General features: G+C 44.2%; 18 protein-coding genes. 11 read left to right on the forward strand and 7 right to left on the reverse strand.

Annotated elements, in window-relative coordinates:
* The first annotated feature begins 15 nt into the window (after positions 1–15).
* The 3 genes from R7Z47_RS09105 (at position 16) to R7Z47_RS09115 (ending at position 4,183) form a co-directional block, all read left to right on the forward strand.
* Positions 16–1,704 carry an NAD-dependent malic enzyme gene (locus R7Z47_RS09105; protein WP_005377977.1) on the forward strand — a complete coding sequence of 563 codons (1,689 nt, stop codon included), beginning with the start codon at positions 16–18 and terminating at the stop codon, positions 1,702–1,704.
* A 154-nt stretch (positions 1,705–1,858) separates the two neighbouring features.
* Positions 1,859–2,593, forward strand: coding sequence for a vancomycin high temperature exclusion protein (locus R7Z47_RS09110; protein WP_005388862.1), 735 nt, complete (start codon positions 1,859–1,861; stop codon positions 2,591–2,593).
* 219 nt (positions 2,594–2,812) lie between these two features.
* Positions 2,813–4,183, forward strand: a complete 1,371-nt coding sequence (locus R7Z47_RS09115; protein WP_213966548.1) for an SLC13 family permease — start codon at positions 2,813–2,815, stop codon at positions 4,181–4,183.
* Positions 4,184–4,325: 142 nt separating this feature from the next.
* Here R7Z47_RS09115 and R7Z47_RS09120 read toward each other — a convergent pair whose 3' ends face one another.
* Complete coding sequence (locus tag R7Z47_RS09120; protein WP_262606584.1) at positions 4,326–5,663, reverse strand: GGDEF domain-containing protein; 1,338 nt, start codon at positions 5,661–5,663, stop codon at positions 4,326–4,328.
* Positions 5,664–5,997: 334 nt separating this feature from the next.
* Here R7Z47_RS09120 and R7Z47_RS09125 point away from each other — a divergent pair, with 334 nt between their 5' ends.
* The gene (locus tag R7Z47_RS09125; protein ID WP_005377984.1) at positions 5,998–6,822 is read left to right on the forward strand and encodes a DUF2797 domain-containing protein; all 825 of its coding nucleotides are present in this window, start codon (positions 5,998–6,000) and stop codon (positions 6,820–6,822) included.
* A 90-nt stretch (positions 6,823–6,912) separates the two neighbouring features.
* Here R7Z47_RS09125 and R7Z47_RS09130 read toward each other — a convergent pair whose 3' ends face one another.
* Together R7Z47_RS09130 and R7Z47_RS09135 are read right to left on the reverse strand one after the other, a co-directional pair.
* A complete protein-coding gene (locus R7Z47_RS09130) occupies positions 6,913–8,148 on the reverse strand; it encodes a cysteine desulfurase-like protein (RefSeq protein WP_005377986.1) in 1,236 nt (411 codons plus the stop codon).
* Positions 8,132–8,788: a 2OG-Fe dioxygenase family protein gene (locus R7Z47_RS09135; RefSeq protein WP_005377989.1), complete on the reverse strand. Its 657-nt coding sequence runs from the start codon at positions 8,786–8,788 to the stop codon at positions 8,132–8,134. Before R7Z47_RS09135 ends, R7Z47_RS09130 begins: the two co-directional genes overlap by 17 nt.
* 359 nt (positions 8,789–9,147) lie before the next feature.
* Here R7Z47_RS09135 and trxB point away from each other — a divergent pair, with 359 nt between their 5' ends.
* From trxB to cydC, 3 genes are all read left to right on the forward strand, one after another.
* Entirely contained in the window at positions 9,148–10,107 is a 960-nt protein-coding gene (gene trxB / locus R7Z47_RS09140) for a thioredoxin-disulfide reductase (protein ID WP_005377991.1), read from the forward strand.
* Between the two features lie 103 nt (positions 10,108–10,210).
* Complete coding sequence (gene cydD, locus R7Z47_RS09145; protein ID WP_262606585.1) at positions 10,211–11,998, forward strand: heme ABC transporter permease/ATP-binding protein CydD; 1,788 nt, start codon at positions 10,211–10,213, stop codon at positions 11,996–11,998.
* Entirely contained in the window at positions 11,991–13,712 is a 1,722-nt protein-coding gene (gene cydC / locus R7Z47_RS09150; RefSeq protein ID WP_262606586.1) for a heme ABC transporter ATP-binding protein/permease CydC, read from the forward strand. Before cydD ends, cydC begins: the two co-directional genes overlap by 8 nt.
* Positions 13,713–13,809: 97 nt before the next feature.
* On the opposite strand, the gene R7Z47_RS09155 is transcribed toward cydC, so the two are convergent.
* The 3 genes from R7Z47_RS09155 to R7Z47_RS09165 all read right to left on the reverse strand — a co-directional run bounded on the left by R7Z47_RS09155 (position 13,810) and on the right by R7Z47_RS09165 (position 17,725).
* Entirely contained in the window at positions 13,810–15,141 is a 1,332-nt protein-coding gene (locus R7Z47_RS09155) for a D-serine ammonia-lyase (RefSeq protein WP_033905127.1), read from the reverse strand.
* An 83-nt stretch (positions 15,142–15,224) separates the two neighbouring features.
* Positions 15,225–16,319, reverse strand: coding sequence for a 3-phosphoserine/phosphohydroxythreonine transaminase (gene serC, locus R7Z47_RS09160; RefSeq protein WP_262606587.1), 1,095 nt, complete (start codon positions 16,317–16,319; stop codon positions 15,225–15,227).
* A gap of 137 nt (positions 16,320–16,456) precedes the next feature.
* Positions 16,457–17,725: a DUF945 family protein gene (locus R7Z47_RS09165; RefSeq protein ID WP_005378002.1), complete on the reverse strand. Its 1,269-nt coding sequence runs from the start codon at positions 17,723–17,725 to the stop codon at positions 16,457–16,459.
* A 186-nt stretch (positions 17,726–17,911) separates the two neighbouring features.
* On the opposite strand from R7Z47_RS09165, the gene R7Z47_RS09170 reads away from it, so the two are divergent.
* The 3 genes from R7Z47_RS09170 to R7Z47_RS09180 all read left to right on the forward strand — a co-directional run bounded on the left by R7Z47_RS09170 (position 17,912) and on the right by R7Z47_RS09180 (position 21,186).
* Positions 17,912–19,852, forward strand: a complete 1,941-nt coding sequence (locus R7Z47_RS09170) for an ATP-binding protein (RefSeq protein ID WP_025998638.1) — start codon at positions 17,912–17,914, stop codon at positions 19,850–19,852.
* The gene (locus tag R7Z47_RS09175) at positions 19,849–20,346 is read left to right on the forward strand and encodes a response regulator (RefSeq protein ID WP_017634872.1); all 498 of its coding nucleotides are present in this window, start codon (positions 19,849–19,851) and stop codon (positions 20,344–20,346) included. The genes R7Z47_RS09170 and R7Z47_RS09175 overlap by 4 nt, the downstream gene beginning before the upstream one ends.
* 291 nt (positions 20,347–20,637) lie before the next feature.
* A complete protein-coding gene (locus R7Z47_RS09180) occupies positions 20,638–21,186 on the forward strand; it encodes a hypothetical protein (RefSeq protein WP_017634873.1) in 549 nt (182 codons plus the stop codon).
* A gap of 193 nt (positions 21,187–21,379) precedes the next feature.
* On the opposite strand, the gene R7Z47_RS09185 is transcribed toward R7Z47_RS09180, so the two are convergent.
* Positions 21,380–21,967: a TfoX/Sxy family DNA transformation protein gene (locus R7Z47_RS09185; protein WP_005378007.1), complete on the reverse strand. Its 588-nt coding sequence runs from the start codon at positions 21,965–21,967 to the stop codon at positions 21,380–21,382.
* A 369-nt stretch (positions 21,968–22,336) separates the two neighbouring features.
* Here R7Z47_RS09185 and R7Z47_RS09190 point away from each other — a divergent pair, with 369 nt between their 5' ends.
* On the forward strand, positions 22,337–23,257 hold the full coding sequence (locus R7Z47_RS09190) for an HDOD domain-containing protein (RefSeq protein WP_262606588.1): 921 nt from the start codon (positions 22,337–22,339) through the stop codon (positions 23,255–23,257).
* The last annotated feature ends 106 nt before the right edge of the window (positions 23,258–23,363 follow it).

A 23,363-nucleotide genomic window follows, 5' to 3' on the forward strand; every position in this document is an offset into this window, starting at 1 on the left:
TACATAAGGCACCCAATGAACAACGATAAACGCCCACTATATATTCCATATGCGGGTCCGGCTCTTTTAGCAACCCCTCTTTTGAACAAAGGCAGTGCATTCTCTGCTGAAGAACGTAGTTCATTCAACTTAGAAGGTCTGCTTCCAGAGTCGACCGAAACTATCCAAGAGCAGGTGGAACGTGCCTACCAGCAATACAAAAGTTTCGAAAGCGATATGGATAAACACATTTATCTGCGTAATATCCAAGACACCAACGAAACATTGTATTACCGCCTAGTGCAAAATCACATTTCTGAGATGATGCCTATCATCTACACGCCGACTGTTGGCGCAGCATGTGAAAACTTCTCTAACATTTACCGTCGTGGTCGCGGTCTGTTCATTTCATACCCGAACCGTGACCGTATTGACGACTTGCTGAACAACGCAGCAAACCACAACGTTAAAGTGATTGTTGTGACAGATGGCGAACGTATCCTTGGCTTGGGTGACCAAGGTATCGGCGGCATGGGTATTCCAATCGGTAAACTGTCACTATATACCGCATGTGGTGGTATCAGCCCTGCTTACACGCTACCAATCGTTCTTGATGTGGGTACCAATAACCCGCAACGCTTAGCTGATCCGATGTACATGGGTTGGCGTCATCCTCGTATTACGGGTGCAGAATACGATGCATTTGTAGAAGAGTTTATCCAAGCGGTACAGCGCCGTTGGCCTGATGCTTTGATCCAGTTCGAAGACTTTGCTCAGAAAAATGCGATGCCTCTTCTAGAGCGTTACAAAGACCGCGTGTGTTGCTTCAATGATGATATTCAGGGTACTGCAGCTGTTACTGTTGGTTCCCTACTTGCAGCTTGTAAAGCAGCAGGAACTCAGCTTTCTAAACAACGTATTACCTTCCTAGGGGCAGGGTCTGCTGGTTGTGGTATCGCAGAAGCGATCATCGCACAAATGGTATCGGAAGGAATTTCTGACGAGCAAGCTCGCTCACAAGTTTACATGGTTGACCGTTGGGGTCTGTTACAAGAAGGCATGCCTAACCTTCTTGATTTCCAACAACGCTTGGTGCAAAAGCATACCAATACGAAAGAGTGGGAAAATGAAGGAAATGGCTTCTCACTACTCGATGTTATGCGTAACGCCAAGCCAACGGTACTAATTGGTGTTTCTGGTGCTCCTGGCCTATTTAGCCAAGAAGTCATCGAAGAAATGCATAAACACTGTAAGCGTCCGATTGTCTTCCCACTGTCGAACCCAACAAGCCGCGTGGAAGCGACACCGAACGACATCATTCGTTGGACAAATGGTGAAGCACTGGTTGCAACAGGTAGCCCATTTGAGCCAGTGGTTCATGAAGGTCGCACTTACCCTATTGCACAATGTAACAACAGCTACATCTTCCCAGGCATTGGCCTTGGTGTACTTGCTGTCAATGCAAAACGTGTCACTGACGAGATGCTAATGGAATCAAGTCGCGCGCTAGCAACATGTTCTCCTCTAGCAATCAACGGTCGTGGTGCACTACTTCCACCACTGGAAGAAATCCACTTAGTATCGAAAAAAATCGCATTTGCCGTTGGTAAAAAGGCAATTGAACAAGGTGTCGCATTAGAAATTACTGATGAAGCATTGAACGTGGCGATTGAACAGTCGTTCTGGCAACCTGTTTACCGCCGCTACAAACGCACTGCGTTCTAAGCTTGAGACAATTCGTTTAATAATTAGCCCCTACCATGTAGGGGCTTTTATTTTTTTATCATCCTAACCAGATTTTGGCATAAATGGGCTTCTCTCTTTTTGTTTCTATCAGATATGATGAGAACTACATTTTTAGTTAAGGATATAAAACGTTTTGTTGTTTTCTCGCATAAGATCAAAGTGGAAGCTGAAATTTTCCTGGAAGCGATTTGCTTTGATTTTGTCGATCTCTGCACTTAGTCTGCTTGTTTCTGTTATTGCCATCGACCGGTGGGTGGTTTTACAAGCCAAAGAGAGCATTTTCACTGAATACGAGCAAATCCCTCAACATGAGGTTGCCGTAGTTCTTGGTACCAGTAAATACATCGGAAAGATCCTCAACACTTACTACACTCATCGCATTAATGCGGCGATTGAGCTTTACAACCAAGGCAAAGTAAAACAGTTTTTATTGAGTGGTGATAACGCCCACCGTTCATACAACGAACCGTGGACAATGAAACGCGACTTACTTAAAGCAGGCGTGCCTGAAGAAGTGATTCACCTTGATTATGCTGGCTTTCGTACCTTAGATTCGATTGTACGAGCAAAAAAAATTTTTGCTTCGGAGCGATTTCTGATTGTGACTCAGCGCTTTCACTGTGAACGCGCACTGTTCATCGCTGATGCTTACAGCATTGATGCGCAGTGTCTCGCGGTAGCAGGGCCGACGGCCAACAAGCAAAAAACATCGATGCGTGTTCGAGAACTGCTAGCCCGTGTGAAAGCGTTTTTAGACCTGTATATTATCAATACGCAGCCTAAGTTTCTTGGCCCTCAAGAACCTATCGTCGCAGTAAAAGAGCCAAATAAAGCAGCTAACGAGCCTCTTCAAGTCCCCGTCGAATAGAGGAATAACGTGGCTCACAAGCCTAGTAACATTTCTATAAAACAAATGGGTAGTTTTCTACCCATTTCCAATTCTCAACATCACACTTTCTAATTTGCTCTACGATTCAGGCAAAACTCTTTTTCGCATTCAAAGTAACATTTCATCAATAAATAACTACAAGTCAGTTACTTTGCCATAAAAAAACCGACAAAAGGCAATGCAAAAGGAGCACTACCCATGACCGCACTCGCTGTGACATTGAAGAATTGGTTCTTCACTCGCAACAGCATGATTTTGAACGCGAATATCCTATTGTTCATTATCTTGTTTAATACCTTACCCTTTGAACCACAAGTAGTAACCGGCCTGAGCATCTTAGTTTTTGTTGCTATTTTGTGGCTAACCGAAGCGATTCACGTCAGCATTACTGCGCTGCTCATACCACTACTTGCGGTATTTTTGGGTGTGTTCAACACTCAAGCCGCACTGAATAACTTTTCCAACTCCATCATTTTTCTATTTTTGGGTGGTTTTGCACTAGCTGCGGCTCTACATAAACAAAAGCTAGATCAAGCTATTGCAGATAAAGTACTATTGCTGGCAAGAGGAAAAATGTCTGTCGCTGTATTCATGCTATTTGGTGTGAGTGCTGGCCTGTCAATGTGGATTTCAAACACCGCCACCGCCGCGATGATGTTACCGCTTGTGCTGGGTGTGATGACAAAGCTAGACGCCAAGAAAAACCACAACACCTTTTTGTTTGTTCTACTCGGCATCGCTTACAGTGCTTCAATTGGTGGTATTGCAACACTGGTTGGTAGCCCACCAAACGCAATTGCAGCCGCTGAAGTTGGCCTTAGCTTCACTGAATGGATGAAGTTTGGTGTACCTATTTCCCTAGTATTAATGCCACTCGCTATCCTCGTATTGTACACGATGACTAAACCTGACCTTAGCCACAAGTTTGACCTTGACCATCAACCAGTCGAATGGACAAACGGCAAAATGATTACGTTGGCGATTTTCTTACTGACCGTGACGTTGTGGATATTCAGTAAGCCTATTAACGCTATGCTGGGTGACTTCGCGAAGTTCGATACTCTTGTAGCTATTGGCGCCATCCTTCTACTTGGTGCTTCTCGCGCCGTCGAGTGGAAAGATATCGAGAAAACAACCGACTGGGGTGTGTTAATCCTATTTGGTGGTGGTATCTGTCTGAGTAACGTCCTAAAAGCAACCGGAACAAGCGTATTTTTGGCTCATAGCTTGTCAGGCTTCCTTGAGCAAGCCGGTATTCTCTTAACGATTCTTGCAGTGGTTGCTTTTGTTGTCTTCTTAACTGAGTTTGCGAGTAACACCGCCAGTGCTGCGCTACTTGTCCCTGTATTTGCGACCATTGCAGAAGCCTTAGGCATGTCTCCGGTTATTCTCTCTGCACTGATTGCCGTCGCTGCATCTTGTGCATTTATGTTACCTGTTGCAACACCTCCAAACGCGATTGTGTTCGGTACGGGTCATATCAAGCAAAAAGAAATGATGCGAATTGGTTTCGTATTAAACATTGCCTGTATTGCTGCACTAACGCTTTTCGCTTGGTTGTTCTGGTAAAAATAGCAAGTTCGATTAGCACTACACTGCTGCTCACGGTAATCGTATCGATAACCCAAACTTCCCCCCTAAGTGGTGTTCAGCAGTTTCCCTCTTGGTGGCCAGTTGGCCACCTTTTTTCTTTCCTTTCAGTGAACGGCTATCAGGCTTGCTTCTTTTCGCAAGCAAGTAAACCATAATGAGCTTCCACTCGGTTGCGACCATTGCGCTTCGCCTGATACAACACTTCGTCAGCTCTCGCCATGGTTTCTGAGACGCGTTCATTCTGCATTTGGGCAACGCCAATACTGCAAGTTAATGATTCACCGTGCACCCACAAATGATCCTCCACATTTTTGCGAATCATTTCTGCCTTCTCTAACGCTTGTTCAATATTGGTATCAGGGCAAAATACGACAAACTCTTCGCCGCCCCAACGAACGAGTCGATCGTCTGAGTAAATAGAAGTCGCTACCACCATGACAAATTCGCGCAATATGTCATCCCCCATTTGGTGCCCAAATTTGTCGTTCACCTTTTTAAACTTATCCAAGTCCAAATAGAGAATACTGAAGGTGTTATGCCCCCAGCGAACCTGACGAGATTGTTGTTCCAGCCAGTGTTGCACAGCATATCGGTTCATCGCGCCCGTCAAAGCATCTCGATGCGCTAGCTCTGCAAACTCATAGTTTTGAGCTCGCAAAGTATCATTCACCTTTTCCAAATGACGGTGACGCTTTTGCGCTTTTTCATAAGCCACTCTATTTTTTCGTAACTCATGCAGTGAAAACGCCAGTCCAAGCGCCATCCAAGAGAGTAATAATGCATACAACAATGTTTCTTGCGCAAGGTAAGCGCCTTCAAACTCAATTTTATCAATCACAATTCTATGTTTACCAAGTGCCGCACCAGACCCAGTTGCAATATCAATACGTGTGATGTTTGAAAATTCAGGTGCAGAGTGCTCAATCGCGACTCCGTTATCCGCTAACCACCAGGTCATCACCTGAAGATTTTTAATCGGAATTTCGACAATATCGCTCGAACCCGACGGAGAAAACTGCATGCCATTATATTTAATGGTGTACTCGTCGTCCGGCTTGGAATACTCAGAATTATAATTGCGAAGATACAAACGTAGGTCGTGGCTAGGGTTAGCCCCTATTCCTGCCTCTTCATATCGCACCTTCAATCGAATCGTATGGTAGTTGGAAAGGTCAATACCCTGCGTTGGCGTTGCTGAATCGGTATAAACCGAGATTCCGCAATAAGGCCAAGCATACGAGCTCTGCTTTAGTTCACAGCTAAGAACTAGGCTTTGCCGATCGTATGTGATATCTGCCTCACTCACACCTCCTTCACTGGCATCTTTAGTTGCATAGATATTGAAATGCTCAGATGTAATGGTCAGCTTTCGCGTATCGCCAAGCACACTATAAAGGGCAACCAAACTGATAGTGCAAATAGAAAGAGCAAAGATAAAGTTATGGATCCACTTCATGGGCAAGTGACCTACTGAGATTATACAATACGTGGGGTTCAATAATTTCAAAAAATGAAATCAAGGTGATTTATCAAGAAATAAAATCGCTTTTTCATTCAATTCTTAGTTTCGACACATAGTAACGGATTTTGAACCGTTATCACGTTTTAAAATTTCTAAAAAGTGCAGCCCAACTTCTATTTGCGAAGCATTTCACAGCCATAATTTTTAGAAAATAAAACACGATGCATAATAATTTAGTGCAAGACATTTACTTTAAAGCTCCTGTCAACCCTGCATCTCTTCTCCACTTCAGTATATACTGTGCAAAAACACAATAATGAGTAATGTCATGTCATTAATTGCAACTGGCACGCTAAACAAAATGCGTGCTTCTCTGGACGGTGCCGTCAACTACCGTCTTCCTGTCGGTGAGGAAGAGATCGACTTAACTCCGTTTCTGGGTAAAACGCTCACACTGACTCACACTGGCAATATTTTTTGTTGCTCATGTGGAAAGAAAACGAAAAAGAGTTATTCGCAAGGCCACTGTTTTGTATGCATGAAAAAGCTAGCAAGCTGCGACATGTGTATCATGAAGCCAGAGACCTGCCACTACGATCAAGGGACTTGTCGCGAACCACAATGGGGTGAAGAGAATTGCATGGTGGATCACTTTGTCTACCTGTCCAACACATCCAGCTTAAAAGTTGGTATCACTCGTCATACTCAAATCCCGACTCGTTGGATTGACCAAGGCGCGACTCAGGGCTTGCCAATTTTTAAAGTAAAAACTCGCCATATCTCCGGTTTAATTGAAGTTGAACTGGCGAAACATATCGCAGACAAGACCAATTGGCGCACACTGCTTAAAGGTGACGGTGAACCTATGGCATTGCAGGACCGTTTTGCTGAGCTATTGCCTTTAGTCGAAGAGAAAATTGCCGAGATAAAACAGCAATTCGGCGAAGATGCCATTGAAGTACTGAACGAAAGCATTACCGACCTTAGCTACCCGGTACAACAGCACCCAACGAAGATCACTTCGCATAACTTCGATAAAAACCCGGTTGTTACTGGCACTTTGCAAGGCATTAAAGGTCAATACCTCATCTTTGATACCGGCGTTATTAATGTAAGAAAATTCACTTCCTATGAAGTTGAAGTTAGTGAGTAATCGCTTGTAGAACGCGTTGATTCAAATAAAAACGAAAAAAGCTCGAGTTTGACTCGAGCTTTTGTTTTTCTATTAGGAAGAAATCGTTAGTTATGCGTCAAGGATGCTTTCTAGCACATCGAATAACATATCGACTTCTTCTATTGTGTTGTAATGCATACAACCAATTCGCACTACACCACCCGATTCTTCTAAACCAAGTTGACGAACTAAGCCCAACGCATAAAAGTGACCATTCCATACACAAATGTTATGTTCACCCAGTGTTTTCGCGATGAACTCTGGAGAATATCGGTCAAACGTTAGCGCAAAAGTTGGCGTGCGGAGTTGGCTATCTTCCTTTGCGATACCGAATAGATTGACACCATCTAATGCATTCAAACGCTGTAAGAAACGCTCACTCAAGCGCTGCTCATGTTGTTCATACAGTTGGTAGCTTTGCTCCAATCGTTGGCGAAGAGGTAAACCGACTTCACCAAATTGAGCCAGGTACTCAACCGCAGAAACGACACCAGCAAGACCTTCAAAACTTTGCGTTCCTGTTTCAAATCGACCAGGGCCTATATTAGTGGCAGGCTCGACTTTGTAAGGGCGAATACTGTGGAGCCACTGATCGGCTATGTAAGCAATACCAACGTGCGGTCCGAAAAACTTGTAAGCTGAGCAAGCTAAAAAGTCACAACCTAACGCTTGAACATCAACCAAATGATGAGGCGCATAATGGACGGCATCCACATAAACTTGTGCCCCAACATTGTGCGCCATGCTGACTACTTGCTGTACATCCACAATAGAACCCGTCGTGTTCGATGCATAAGTCACAGCGACAAGGCGCGTTTTATCAGAAAGAAGGCGGCTTAAATGCTCCATATCAAGCGTACAATCTTCTTCGTTGATACGAACTTGATGAACCGTAACGCCTTTATCTTCTGCCGCTTGCTGCCAGCTGGATACATTTGAATAGTGATCCAAAGCGGAGACAATGATCTCATCTCCTGCTTGCCAATCTCGACTAATCGCGCGACTAAGCTGAAAGGTTAGTGAGGTCATATTGGCACCGAAGACAATATTGCCAGATGAAGGGGCATTAAGTAGAGCCTGAGCCGACTCACGCGCATTTTGCATTACGTCAACGGTCACTTGGCTAGAAAAATAATGCCCGCCTAAGTTAGCGTTGAAACGACCTAAATACCCAACCATGCTGTCTAGTACTGGTTGAGGCACTTGTGAGCCACCTGGACCATCAAAAAACGTCACGGGCTTGTCGTTGTGGTATTGAGCCAACGCCGGAAATTGCTCTCTGATCTGATTAAGATTGAAGTTCATTACGCTTATCCGTAGCAGTAAGTACAAATACATCCATATGGCCCGCTTCGTCATCAATAACAGAGCGGATTGGGCACGCGTTATGCCACAGCTTGCTATCAGCCAAGATTGCGACCTCTCCGGTTTCTAGCACTTTACGGAAAAATGGGGCTTGGTTATGGCTGCTGTACAGCATGATGTCGCCACCGATGATGTTATGGCGTCCCACACCAACCATTGCAATATGATCAAAACCGTCTTGGTGCACACCTTCAGGTGCTACTTGGGTTTCTTCTTCCAGTGCCCTGATACGGATTTGGTGAATTTCTATTTCTTGACCGTTTGGCAGATGATTCGCATTGACAAACAATTCACACATTTCTCGAAATCCATCGCTGGTAAGAATATCCTTCTCAATTGGCTCGAATTGTCTTACTACATCACCTTGAAATCGGTTGATATCAGAGGATTGAACAAAGCTATTTTTATTTAAGTCGATGACTTTGCCGTTATCAAAGCCAACCACAGAATAACGTCGTAGTCGATACTGACCATCTGCATGTTCGGTACGAGGCAGTTCTTCAAACGATGGGGAAAGCTGCTCAATTGCTGCCATGCTGAGCTGTGTTAAATGTAGAGTATTCTCACGTGAATGTAACATCATTTGCTCCTTTAATGAGGCACATTAATTAACATTTAATTTACACACTAGGTTACGCAAATATTCTGCAATTACCAGCTTTTAACGTTGATAGCTTCAACAAAACGACGAAAACAACATAACAAACCAAACCAAACCACAAAAACAGAGCCATGTTTCAGTTTTACGCTTTGACAATATTTGAAACTAGACTTCTCTACTACGAATAGAATTTTATGCTAGAAGTCAACGTTCTCAATCAATATTTAGTGGGTTCTAATCTATAACCAATTATTCGATCACAATCGTTGTTTATGCTTTTAAAGCACTAAGAATTTCCATACAATCGAGGGAAATGTTACGCCCTTTTTGGAGCCATAATGAGCGACGTAAAACACTGTAAATTATTAATTCTTGGTTCTGGTCCTGCAGGATACACAGCTGCCGTCTACGCAGCGCGTGCAAACTTAAACCCTGTGCTTGTGACGGGAATGCAACAAGGTGGTCAGCTAACCACCACAACTGAAGTTGAAAACTGGCCAGGCGATGCTGAGGGACTGACAGGTCCAGCATTGATGGATCGCATGAAAGAACACGCCGAGCGTTTTGAAACTGAAATCGTATTTGATCACATCAATGAAGTAGAGCTATCACAACGCCCATTTCGTTTAAAAGGCGACTCAGGTGAGTACACTTGTGATGCTTTAATCATATCTACCGGCGCATCAGCAAAATACCTTGGCCTTGAGTCTGAAGAAGCATTTAAAGGTCGCGGCGTTTCTGCTTGTGCAACCTGTGACGGTTTCTTCTACCGTAATCAGAAAGTTGCAGTTGTGGGCGGTGGTAACACGGCTGTTGAAGAAGCGCTATACCTATCTAACATTGCGTCAGAAGTTCACCTGATCCACCGCCGCGATTCATTCCGCGCAGAGAAGATCCTTGTGAAACGTCTGATGGATAAAGTTGAAAGCGGTAATATCGTTCTTCATACCGATCGCACTCTCGATGAAGTACTGGGTGACGATATGGGCGTAACGGGCGTCCGCATTAAAGACGTGAACAGCGGTGCGACAGAAGATATCGATGTAATGGGTGCATTCATCGCAATTGGTCACCAGCCAAACACACAAATCTTTGAAGGCCAAGTAGACATGAAAGATGGCTACATCATCGTTCAATCAGGTCTTGAAGGCAACGCAACACAAACTAGTATCGAAGGTGTATTTGCAGCTGGCGACGTAATGGACCACAACTACCGTCAAGCGATCACCTCTGCAGGTACAGGTTGTATGGCTGCATTAGATGCTGAACGTTTCTTAGACTCACTTGGTGACAAATAACTTTTCACATTTGTGTCATATCCTTAAAGCCCAGCGGTATTCCCGCTGGGTTTTCTTTTGTATACTACCGCCTCATTAAAACAATTATCATTAAGCCTTCACGATGGATAAGAAAAAGCAAAGCAGCTTGAATAAGTGGCTGAAGCAACAAAGTAAGTTAGCCAAGCGCTGGCTTATGATTGCGATAGGCCTAGGCGTACTTTCAAGCGTGTTTTTATTGGCTCAAGCAGCCCTGCTCGCCTCCATTCTGCACCAGTTAATCATTGACCAAGTCGACAAAGCCGAGCTCATTTGGCATTTTGTTGGGCTCGGTGGCACGGTTATCGGTCGAGCTGCTTGTACCTGGGGTCGAGAGCTTGCCGGTTACCGTTGCGGGGAGCAAATTCGAGTTTATATTCGCCAACTCATTTTAGATAAAGTTCATAAACTTGGGCCAGCTTACATCAAAGGCAAACCTGCTGGCACTTGGGCAACGCTCATCTTAGAGCAGGTAGAAGATATGCAAGATTTCTTCTCACGCTACTTGCCTCAAATGTCATTATCGGTACTAGTGCCTTTCATCATTTTGGTTGTCGTATTCCCAGTAAACTGGGCAGCAGGCTTGATCTTCCTGGTCACTGCACCACTAGTGCCTATTTTCATGGCACTGGTTGGGATGAAAGCCGCAGAAGCAAACCGTAAAAACTTTAAAGCGATGCAGCGTTTGTCGGGTCACTTTTATGACCGCTTGCAAGCAATGACAACCATTCGCTTATTCGATAGAACAAAATCTGAAACTGAGACGCTAAAGGGTGCTTCAGAAGTCTTTCGTACTCGTACCATGGACGTTCTGAAAATCGCGTTTCTGTCTTCTGCGGTGTTAGAGTTTTTCACTTCTATTTCTATCGCAATTACCGCTGTCTACTTTGGCTTTAGTTATATCGGGGAGTTGGACTTCGGCTACTACGGCACAGGTGTTACGCTGTTTGCTGGTTTGTTCATTCTGATTCTTGCTCCAGAGTTTTATCAGCCATTACGTGATTTGGGCACGTTCTATCATGCGAAACAGCAAGCGGTTGGCGCAGCAGAAAGCATTGTCGAGTTTCTGGATTTGGAAGTCGATCAAATCAAAGATGGTACCCAAGCGTTAGATAAAAACAGCCCTATCCATATTGAAGCGAACCAGTTAACCATTTTTAGTCCGGAAGGTAAGCAGCTCGCAGGTCCCCTATCCTTCTCTCTTGAAGCCAACAAAAGTACGGCTTTAGTTGGACCAAGTGGCGCAGGTAAAACAAGCTTGGTAAACACCATCCTCGGTTTCATGCCTTATCAAGGTAGCTTGAAGATTAATGGTTGTGAATTGTCGCAACTGGATCTAGCCACATGGCGAGAGGCAGTAAGCTGGATTGGTCAAAACCCGATGCTATTACACGGTAGCATTCGAGATAACATCACACTAGGTAAGCACAATATTCAGGATGCAGACGTACATTCTGTGTTGAATGACTCTCACGCTGCTGAATTTGTTGAAATGCATGGGTTGGATTATCCGATATCTGATCGTTCTGGTGGTTTATCTGTCGGCCAAGCGCAGCGTTTAGCACTGGCTCGCGCCATGCTACAAAATGGTCGTTTTTGGTTATTAGATGAACCAACCGCAAGCTTAGATGCTCGCAGTGAAAAACTCGTGATGGAAGGCATTAACAAGTATGCGCATGCCACAACGAATCTGATGATTACTCACCAACTTGCGCCTTTACAAAACGTATCGCAAATTCTTGTTATGCAGGACGGTCAGATTGTTCAACGTGGTGATTACGCCACACTGTCGACAGAAGATGGCTTATTTAAAGACATGTTGGAAGCGAACCTCGCACAACGTGAAACAGACAAGGGGAACTTAGATGCGTGATTTACTCCCTTATCTTAAACTCTATAAGAAACACTGGTTTGGTCTTTCGCTAGGTATGCTACTGGCATTTCTGACCTTAGCGGCGTCTATTGGCTTATTAACGCTATCAGGTTGGTTTATTTCAGCCGCAGCGGTGGCAGGCTTGACGGTTGCTCGTGAGACCTTCAACTACATGTTACCAGGTGCCGGGGTACGCGGCGCTGCAATGGCTCGAACCGCAGGTCGATGGGGAGAACGTGTCGTTAGCCACAATGCAACGTTCAAGCTGCTTACCGATCTACGTATCTTCTTCTTTAAGAAACTTGCACCACTGATTCCGGGTCGTGTTTCTACGATGCGTGATGCCGATCTGCTCAACCGTCTAGTAGCGGACGTAGATGCGATGGATCACGTATACCTTCGACTTATCAGCCCTGTCGTGATTGGTATTTTTGGCATATTGAGTTTAACGGCTGTCCTGGCGTTCTTTGATTGGCATCTCGCCCTACTGCTTGGCTCGATTCTTACCGTCATGTTGTTTGTATGGCCAGTGCTGTTCTATAAACTGGGTAAAAATAATGGCGAGAATCTCACTCATCATAAAGCGCAATTGCGAGTGGCGACACTGGACTGGCTTCAAGGCTACAGCGAACTGAGTATCTTTGGAGCAGAAGAACGTTATCGTAATCTCATTCTAGAGAAGCAGAAGCAGTTGCTGTCTAACCAATTTGTGAACGCGAATTTAACGGGCATGGCTTCAGGCCTGCTTATGCTGGTGAACGGCATTACACTGGTTGTGATGCTTTGGTTTGCTGCAGACGGCGTAGGTGGTCGTGCTCCTGATCCTTGGATTGCGCTGTTTGCGTTTGCAACCATGGCGAGCTTTGAGATTCTGATGCCTATCGCGAGCGCATTCCAGTATCTCGGTCAAACGTTGACTTCTGCTCGTCGTTTAAATGAAGTAATTTTGGCTGAACCTGACGTTGTCTTCCCTGAGCAGTCGAAACATAAAGACACAACGTTAGACATTGAATTCGACAACATAGATTTTACTTACCCTGACGGTCAGCAAAAGGTGCTGAAAGACTTGTCACTCTCACTACCGTTGGGCACTAAAACTGCAATTGTAGGTCAAACAGGTTCAGGTAAATCAACACTGATTCAGCTTCTTTGCCGCTACTGGGATGTTAACCAAGGTGAAGTTCGAATCGGTGGTACAAAACTGCAAGATTGGAGCGAGTCGGACCTGCGAGCAGCAATGACTGTGGTCAGTCAACGCGTAGATATACTAAACGGGACACTACGTGACAACTTACTCATGGCCTTTCCGGATGCAAGTGATGAGCAACTGTCTACTATTTTACGAAAAGTCGAGCTTGGCGGACTTCTTGAAGAGCCAGGTTTAGACGCTTGGTTAGGCGACGGCGGTCGTCAGTTATCTGGTGGTGAGAAACGCCGAATCGGTATTGCTCGAGCATTGCTACGTGATGCCCCAATCCTACTCTTAGATGAGCCGACTGAAGGCCTCGATAAGCGTACGGAACAAAAAGTGATGGCGCTTTTCAATGAACACTTTGCTAATAAGACAGTAGTATTCATTACACACCGACTGATAGAGTTAGAAAGTATGGATAGCATCTGTTTGATGGAACAAGGTGAGATCATCGAACAAGGCGACCATCCAACGCTACTCGCTCAAAAAGGTCGTTACTACCAGCTATTACAATCTCTATAATTCGATTTTCAGTGACGAGAAGGGCTCATCAAACGATGAGCCCTTTTGTTATTCCTGTATTATTAGTTACCTAATTAAGCACGTATACAGTGCTGATTTACCGACCAGATTTTTTGAGATAAGCCGCCATTTCATCTTCCGGAACCATGCCCCCACCTGTTGCCCAAACAAGATGTGTTGCTTTTTTGAGTTTTTCTTCGTCAAATTTCATTCGAGACTGATAAGCATGGTTATTCGAGACGTGCACTGCCCCAATCATACCGGCTAATGCAGAAGGCTCTAGATTAATACCTTCCAGTTCACTTAACTCACCCAAGTGGTGATACATACGAGCGTCATCAATGGTGTAAAAACCATCAAGTAGCCTTTCCATCGCTCTTCCGACAAATCCCGAGGCACGACCTACTGCCAAACCATCAGCGGCGGTAATGTTATCGATACCCAAATCTTGCACCGAAATATCGTCATGCAAGCCTGTATGTACGCCCAACAGCATGCACGGTGAGTGCGTTGGCTCTGCGAAAATACAGTGGACATGCTCGCCAAATGCTACCTTCAAGCCAAATGCCACCCCACCAGGTCCACCGCCAACACCACAAGGAAGATAAACAAACAATGGATGATGCTCATCAACCACGATTCCCAAGTCATCAAATTGCTGCTTAAGACGCTCACCCGCAACAGAGTAACCTAGAAACAGCGTCCGTGAGTTTTCATCATCGATAAAGAAACAGTTGGGATCTTTTTCTGCCTCTTTACGACCTTGCTCGACAGCAATACCATAATCTTCTTGGTGCTCTACGACATTAACACCATGCGACCGGAGCTTATTTTTCTTCCATTCCCGCGCATCCGCAGACATGTGGACTGAAACTGAAAAACCCAGCTTCGCACTCATGATGCCGATGGACATACCAAGATTGCCGGTTGAGCCAACCGCAATACTGTACTGCTTAAAAAACTGCCGAAACTCATTGCTGAACAATTTTCTGTAATCATCGTTTTCACAGAGCAAGCCGGCTTCAAACGCCAACTTTTCTGCATGAGTGAGCACTTCATAAATACCACCTCTCGCTTTGATCGAACCAGAAATTGGCAAATGACTGTCTTTTTTGAGCATTAAATGGCCCAATATTGGTGTGTCGTATTGCTGCTCCAAACGCACTTTCATATTGGGAATATCCACCACTGGGGACTCAATAATGCCACGCGACGTTTCCGTTTCGGGAAACGCCTTCATCAAATAAGGCGCAAATCGTGTTAGCCGTTCACTCGCAACTTGAATATCTTGTTCACCTAACCCGACATGAGGTAAGCCTTCCTCCAAGGAAGTGATATGGGGGTTAAACCAACAAACCTCTTCAAGATCAATAAGTGCTGCCAAGAGTGGGAACTGCTTAGTCAGCGCTTCAATATTTGCCTTGGTCATTTTACCTTCCTGGAATGATGTGAGTTGAGATAAACAAAAGCGCCGCAATAGCGACGCTTTGGAGAACAACTATCAGTTTGAGCTTACGCGTAGTTTTTCTCAAACTCTTGCATGAAGTCTACTAACGCTTGAACGCCTTCAAGCGGCATTGCGTTATAAATGGATGCTCGCATACCACCAACTGCTCGGTGACCTTTTAGCGCTTTCAGCCCTTTAGAGTCTGCTAGCTCAAGGAAGGTTGCATCCAGTTCAGGCTTAGCAAGTTGAAATGGCACGTTCATCAAAGAACGGTTTGCTGAGTGCACGCCATTACGGTAGAAATCAGACTGATCGATGTAATCATACAGTAGCGCGGCTTTAGCGCGGTTCACTTGCTCAATCGCTTTTACTCCGCCCTGTGCCTTCAGCCATTTGAAAACAAGACCAGACAGGTACCATGCAAAGGTTGGTGGCGTGTTGAACATTGATTCTTTTTCTGCCAAAACAGTGTAATCCAAAATACTTGGTAGTACCTGCTTCGCCATACCTAATAAATCATCGCGCACGATAGCAATAGCAATGCCGGAAGGACCAATATTTTTCTGAGCGCCCGCGTAAATCACACCGTATTTCGACACATCAATTTCACGAGAAAGAATTGTCGAAGACATGTCAGCAACAATCGGTTTGTCGGTGATAGGAAGATCGTTAATCTCAATACCATCAATGGTCTCATTTGGACAGAAGTGAACGTAAGCCGCTTCTGGAGCAATTTTCCATTCACTTGCAGGTAGAACCGAGACTTTCCCGTTGATTTCTGTTTTTGCATCAAACACGTCTGGTTCGCAGTATTTTTTCGCTTCAGCTACCGCGCTTTCAGCCCAATAACCACCATCGATGTAAGTTGCCGTATCGGCATCACCAAGTAAGTTTAGAGGAACAGCAGCAAACTGAGCACGAGCACCACCTTGGCAGAACAGTACTTTATAGTTGTCCGGAATATTCAGAAGATCACGTAAATCCTGCTCGGCTTCTTCTGCAACTTTGATGAACTCTTTGCTTCGGTGGCTGATTTCCATGACCGAAGTACCAAGGCCTTGCCAATCGATTAGTTCCTGTTGTGCTTGCTGCATAACTGCTTTAGGCAGGCCTGCTGGCCCTGCACTGAAGTTAAATACGTTGTCCGTATTTTGTTCCATGATGCTCATTGCTCCTGCTATGTAAATATTACGAAATTAATATCACGTTTTCGCAGTGATAAAAACAAGAAAAGAGGTCTTACGACCTCTTTTTAAAGACTAAGCGTTGAATTGGAACAAATTCGCAACAACACGAATTACTGTTGTTGCATCAAAGCAGGCATAAGTAGAGCCACCAATGGGAACTCATGCCCATTTTCGAACTTCAATTTGCCTTCACCAATTTCTGCTTTTAATTGATAACCGCCCTCTACTTTTTCGATCAACTCCATAATAAGGAGCTCATCAATCCCTTCTTGAATAAATGGGTAATGCGTTACTAATTCATCAGAGAAGTAAGTGCTAAGTTCACCAGTAGTGGCCGTCACCAACTTCATTGGATCTTGAGAAATATGCTCAGTACCTTCAGGGATGGATAGTTGCCACTCATTGTGGAACTTGCCGTCACCGAACGCGAGTGAAAGCTCGTTCACGGATAAATCAAAACCTTTGCTAAACAGCGTATCGACATGCGGCAATAAATTCGCAATTTCCTGTTCATCTAGCATAGGAGAGCTTTGATAGATAGACATAATTTGATCAAAAGACTGGCTATCCACATCTGCAATTGAGAAATCCAACTTAAAGTTATCGACATCCGTCCCATCAGTTAAACGTAGTTTCTTAGCATCTAGGTTTAATTGACTGTTCAGCTTATCACCAGACTCACTCATCGTAGTGTTACCACGGTAGCTCGCATTTTCAATCAAAAAGACAGGCGTCAAGTTCGCATCAACCACATCCAGCTTCTCTAGAGAGAAAGATTGCTCGCCTAACCAGTAGCCTTTTGCTTGCTTTCCTTTACCTTGCCCTGTCAATGCATTCAGATGAAGCTCTTCACCGTTTTCAAAATCCACTTGAACAGAAGGAACGGAAACTTGGTAATTGAGATCACCCAATACCGTCACATCACCTGTTACTTTTGCAGGGCTTGTAGAAACAGAAACACCTTGCGCTTCGTTACGATAATGCCAGCTGTCTAGGTCGAGGATAAATGCTGTATTGCCATTTAGTTGAGTCTGGCTATGCATCGTGAGAGGCAAAAAGTCATTGTCCACCAATTTTGAATCTGCTGTTAGGCTTGTTAGACCGTGGCTAACATCACTGGTTACGTCAAACGTCGTTGGCATACCATCACGCTCTAGCTGAGTTTTAAGCTCAGGATCAACAACTGAATAACGAGTCAGCACGACTGAAGACAAGTAGCCACGCTGATACTCGACTACTTCACCTTTAATCATTTCATCATTCATATTGGTAATACCATCTTCAATGATGGACTGACCAATTTGTCCGACAGCCAATGGCCAACACAGTGCTAATGAGATAGCACCACCAATGGCGCCGATTTTTTTAAGATTTTGCATAACGTCACTTATTAGATATTTTCGGTCAGTCTACCCCAAACCACCTGCGGAGAAAACATTGAGACAAATCAGACTATTGATGCTTATTCTAGTCCATTAATCAGGAATCATACTTGGCTCCCACTCATCATGTCCTTTTATTGTTAAAGTTTGCGTGGCGAAGTTTTAACCGGAGCTAAAACATCTGTGAATCGTTATGCTGTGTTGTGTCTCGACAACAACCCAATCAGTGCTGAACAGTTTCGATTGGAGCTGTCTGCCTTCTCAAGTAAGTTTGATATTTTTTCTGTCGAATCGATAGAAGAGGCTCAAAGCGCTTTAGAGTATCTAGAAGAAAGAGAACAGACTGTTGCTTTAGTTATAGCGAGCCATCACGCTCATTTTAACGGCGTGGATTTTCTTATTGGTTTAGACCGGATGCCACATACCGAGCAAGCAAGAAAAATTCTTATTAGCTGCTCGTCTGATATAGAGGCAATTCTCACTGCCGTTAATGAGGGCAGGCTCGACCACTGCCTCACTAAACCTTTGCCAGATCACGTCTTATTTAACACAGTGCAAAAAGAGCTGACCCAATTTATCTTGCGAAATGGCAAAGAAGACCTGCTAAGTTACAGTCAGATATTGGATCATCACAGCTTGTTGCGAGCGCACATCAATAACCAGATGAGCCATTATCAAGCCGGATTCTTACACGACTACCACTCGATGTCTGATGCCGAGTTAGCCGAGCAAGTGATCTCCGCTCTCCAGCAATTTTTCAAAGATAATGACGAAACAAGAGCGTGCCGTACATACTCACCTGAACACTTATTAACCGTGGAAGGCGAGCCAAATTGCTTTTTGTGGTTTATCACCGAAGGTGAAGTGGCTCTGTACAAGCGCGATGAGCAAGGCATGCAGCGAGAGGTTGTACGCCATAACAAAGGGAATATTGTCGGAGGCATGTCGTTTGTTACTGGGGAATGTTCTTTCTCGACAGCTCTAACACTAACCAAAACAGAAGTTATCAAACTCGATCGCAACGTATTCAATAAAGTGATGCAAAGCGACTCAAACTTACTGCCTCTTTTTACAAACTTGCTTTTACGCCACTTCAACCGCCGATTGCAAAGAAGCATCAACACCAAACTGCAACTTCAAAAAACGCTCGAATCTTTAGAATCAGCCCACCAGCAGCTCATTGAAAGAGAAAAAATGGCGATGCTTGGTCAATTGGTTGCGGGAGTGGCCCACGAACTAAACAATCCAGTAGCCGCGATATTAAGAGGCGTAGAGAATTTAACGCATACACTAGAACGATTACTTAACGATGCGCCCAGTTCCGATATACAAACCAAAGGCATTGAATTACTGAACAAAGCGCAAACCTCAAAACCCGCTTCAACCGCCGAGCTCAGATCACGCGTAAAAGCGCTTAGCCATACTCTTCCAGACCGAGCGTTGGCAAAGAAAGTGGTGAGCCTTGGTTTAGAATCCGATCACGAGCTACTTACCCAACTAACGAGAAAGCAGCAAGCGTCTTATCATGCTCTCAATACACTAGAGCAATACCACAAAGCAGGTTCTACACTTCGCTCAATTAATGTCTGTGCAGCACGAATTGCTGATATGGTAAAAAGCCTGAAAGGATATGCTCGGTCAGATGATGAGACCCTGCACTATGCCGATATTCATGAGGGCATTGAAGACACCTTGGTGATTTTCGAGAACAAATTAAAAATGCACCAAGTTTCAACCGACTATGCAAACTTGCCTTCCATCCTTTGTCAACCGATCGCACTCCAACAGGTGTGGACGAACTTGGTCTCTAACGCCATTGACGCATTTCCTGAGAAAGGTGTGTTAAACATACAAACACGCCTTGTAGAAAAAGAGCACACACATTATGCCGTTATCTCATTTGAAGATAATGGATGTGGCATTCCTGAATCGCAAAGAGACGCCATTTTCGAGCTGAACTTCACCACAAAAAAAGAAGGTAATTTTGGCTTAGGCATCGGGCTGTCCATCTGCCAGCAAATCGTAACAGCACACAGAGGGTGGATTGACGTCGAATCAGAGATCGGCCAGTTCACTCGAATGACCGTCTGGTTACCAGTCATCGAAGAAGGAGATGAAACATGACCAAGTATCTAATTTTATGTGTCGATGACGAACGAGAAGTCTTGGATAGCGTGCTCCAAGATCTTGCTCCCTTCGAGGAGAACTTTGTCGTCGAAGGAGCGGAATCGGTGACTGAAGCTCGGCAAGTGATTGAGGAGATGGCGGAAGAAGAAGTTCAGCTTGCGCTCATTTTATGTGACCACATTATGCCGGAACAAACTGGGATCAGCTTCTTAATCGAACTCAGTCAAAATGGTGGCACAAAAGCAGCGCGCAAAGTTTTACTCACAGGACAAGCTGGTTTGGAAGACACCGTAGAAGCCGTAAATAACGCGAGTCTCGATTATTACATTGCCAAACCTTGGAAAGGTGAAGCATTGAGAAAAGCAATCGTGTCTCAGCTTACCGCGTTTGTGATTGAGAATGATGATAACCTGCTATCCTGGACTCAAATCCTTGATTCTGAGGCAATCCTCAACGCCATGGCAGAAAGAAGAGCAAGCTTTGGCGAGTAATAAAGTGTTTGGTTCTAACTTGAACTCAACGATGCTCATTGCACCACCTAACTTCGCATAGTCGAATGAGGTTAGAAAAACATCGTTACTTGTCCGAGTGAAATTCTCGGACACTACGTATATGGCGTAGTTTTTGCTTAAACCAAGGAACTATTAAGTTAATTGACAAAACATCGACACATTTTTGTTGGTCGTGGACCTTCCTTTTTATTATGATGTCGGACAAATCAGATTACGGTTCAAGTGGTTGCTTGAATCCATGGAAATAATGAACAAGGTTTATCGTTAGTTATGCGTAAAACACTATTAGCCGCTGCCTTACTAGTGGCATCAAGCCATGCCCTAGCTGCAAACGATCGCAATGCGCCAGCAACTATGAGCAACTTTAGCTACGACTATTTCGAAGCACGTATTGGCGCAAGTCCTGTGACATTTGGTGCTGGATTCAGCAAATCAATTCACCCGAACGCGCATGTTATTGCTCGTATTGACTCTGAGTTTGAAAGTGATTTTGACTCAGCTGCTGGCTTTGGCTTCCATTCTCCGCTGAACAACTGGGCAGATCTTACTGGTGAAATGCTAATGCGCATTGTGCAACCTTCGAATGAGAGCAGCACAGATGTTGGTATGGAGCTTAACTTAGGTGTTCGCCAATGGTTGGGCCCTCAATTAGAAGTAGGCGGCAAAGTCGGCTACGTTTCTATCGATAACGATGACAATTGGACTGGCTCTGCCTACGCTCGATTCCACTCAACAGAGCTTTTCTCTTTGGGTGCTGAAGCACGTATCAACGATTTTTACGGTGATCAGGTAATGTTCACTACGCGTTTTAAGTTTTAAGATTTGTGCTGTAAGAAAAGAGCAAATTAAAAAAACAAAAACCGAGGTCTCTGCCTCGGTTTTTTTGTCTAATTTAATGACTAACTCAATGAAGTGGTAAAAAACTTCAACGTCCTTTTTCCGCTTTTCACACTTGCCTTTACGACCCGCTAACTCCATCGAAACGAGTCAATCATTGTGCGATCAGCTTCGCTTAGTCACACAGTGCCAATAACTGTTTTTTACGCGGCTCTTGGATCAGTTTCCAATGTACGCCATCAGTTGCACCAGCAAATTTCCACAGTAGCTTTACATCAACATCATTACCGTAAGCCGTTTTAACTTTGTTGAAGACTTTTACAGGTCCAAGTTCTAAAAAGGTTTCTACGTCATCAACACCGGCTTTCTTGACCATACGTTCAAGGGTTAGTTGCATGTTGGGTAAGTCTCTTAAGCGTCTACTGGCAGAGGACTTTTGATATTTCCGTTCCTTAATTGAGTATTCAATTGATTTCTGTACCAGTTCATCAAGCCCTACATATCCGGATTCGAATAAATCGGTTACATCATAATAATTTACGGTTGCCGTCGTCTGTTTTTTGACGTGCTTATACTTCTCACAGCTCAGTTGAGTAAACACTTCATCTAGCCCATTACCACCACGTAAGTAGCAGCAATCATTGCTGACAAGCGCAAACATAGCATCATCGGTGAATAAACCAATACCACCGAACATAGAACGTTTTTGGTACTCACTGAAGGTGCGTACATATTTAAAAAAAGCTTGGTCTGTCATGTCCATTGACCTCTTTAATCTGAATAAATTACCCCGATTAGCGATGTCACCAGATAAACAGCAGCTTATAGCGAATTATAAATGTCGATTTGTTGGCGATATTTTTGTGAGTTGTGCTCACCAACTTGCTTAATCATACTTAACGTTGAAAAATAAGTTAGGACATAGGTCACATATAAAAAAGTATAAATTCTGCATACGTGATTAGTTTCACACTTATTGTTTGTGTGGTGATATTTTTTTGACGCATAGCATGCCTAAAACACGCCATCATTATGATCTCGCTGGCAATTACGGGCACATAATACGCATTTAATTGATAAAGAATACGCTGTAAGGGTACACTGTACGAAAGATCTCAAGTACAGCGTCACAATGGAACATTTATCATTTTTTTGGCTGCCAAATAATAAAGATAAGCTTATAAACGCACTGGAATCCGAGTTTGCTCAGCTGGTAGAACAGTCCATCGCCACGGGTAAGATTTCGTTACCTCCTATTCCTGATGTCGTGCTTAAAATTCAGCAGTTATGTGTCGAAGAACACACCACGATTGCCGATGTTGCTAACTGTTTATTGGAAGATCCCGGATTAGCAGCGGTCGTTTTACGAGTCGCTAACTCTGTGATTTTCAATCGCAGAAATATCACATGCAACGACTTAACTACAGCGGTATCTCGTCTCGGAATACTTCGTGTACGTGATATTGTTACCGCACAAGCGATCGAGCAACTTAAACACTCAGTTAATCTCACTAAAGAATGCAATGCCATCTTGGTGAAGAGTGCGGCGATATCTCGTGAGCTCGGTGCCGTCATGGTGATGTTGGTTCAATCGTTTCGTAGCCACGAGCCAGGCACTTATGGTCATCTAGAGCAAGAAAAGGCGTTATTGGTCGGTCTATTAGCCGATATAGGGTTATTTTGCCTAATTAATGAGTACCACTTGTACTTAGATAGGGGCAATTACTTAGACCCAGATATTGCATTGCAGATCTTCCAAACACGTTGTTCTGCCACAAGTAAACTGGTACTTGAGCGTTGGGGGTTTGACAACGACTTCAGAGAAGTATCCTCAAACGAAAAATTCGAATTAACGCGACCAGAAGTGAGTTATCTCGACATCGCTAGAATTGCGCATCATTTATTGATGTTCCGCAATCACGATGAACGCATTGACGAACATGAAGTTGAATTCAACTTAACTGGTGCAGAAGTCTTGTATGAACTTAGTAACATGAGTGATACTGACTTCAATGATCAAATCCGTGCTGTACTGAATGCTAGCGGTTTGTAATTTATCGTTTTCTGATAATACCTTATCCGTGATAAAACGATTCGCTCAAGGCTGAGCTGTGTGTGGTGAAATGTCTCTAATTTCAACCGATAGATAATTTGATTTA

This window comes from Vibrio sp. 1641 (genome assembly GCF_033339995.1).
Lineage (GTDB): Bacteria > Pseudomonadota > Gammaproteobacteria > Enterobacterales > Vibrionaceae > Vibrio > Vibrio alginolyticus.